This is a genomic window from Mycobacterium sp. 852013-51886_SCH5428379, from assembly GCF_001665575.1.
GTDB lineage: Bacteria > Actinomycetota > Actinomycetes > Mycobacteriales > Mycobacteriaceae > Mycobacterium.
Window position 1 is genome coordinate 1 of the sequence record NZ_LZSU01000047.1, and the last position, 514, is coordinate 514.

1 protein-coding gene is annotated in these 514 nt (G+C 68.1%); it reads right to left on the minus strand.

Annotated elements, in window-relative coordinates; all coding sequences use genetic code 11:
- A partial coding sequence (locus A5757_RS19680) for a DUF222 domain-containing protein (RefSeq protein WP_156618573.1) occupies positions 1–512 on the minus strand: 512 nt, incomplete at its 3' end.
- Positions 513–514: the final 2 nt, after the last annotated feature.

Sequence of the window (514 nt, forward strand, 5' to 3'; positions counted from 1 at the left end):
GCGTCGAATGTCGCGGCGTCCAACTTCGGCAGGGTGATCGTCCAGGTGGTGGTCTCGCCGTGGTCGCGTTTGGTGATCGAGGGTTTCGGCGCCGGCCGTGTTTTGGGTGGCTGGGGTTCGAGTTTGACCGCGGTGCGCAACTGGGTGACGGTGGCGGCTTCGGCGGTCTGGATGTAGTGCTCATCGGAGCCCTCGGCGGCGTGTTCGGCCAGCACCCCGAGCCGATCCAGCGACAGCCGCCCCTCGCACAACGCCTGGGTGCAGCGCGGGAACTCTTCGGTCCGCCGCGCGACGGCGACCATGACCTCGGCGTTGCGGGGGGTGACACCGGTCTTCCACGCCACCAGCGCTTCCATGGAGCGGGCACCGGTCATCCCCCACAGCTCGTCGCGGTCGATCTCGGCGATGATGTCCACCAGGCGCCCGTCGATCGCGTTGCGCTGACCGGACAGCTCGGCGAACTCGTCGAACAGCACCTCGAGGCGGTCTTTCGGGCTGACCCGACTGACCAAAG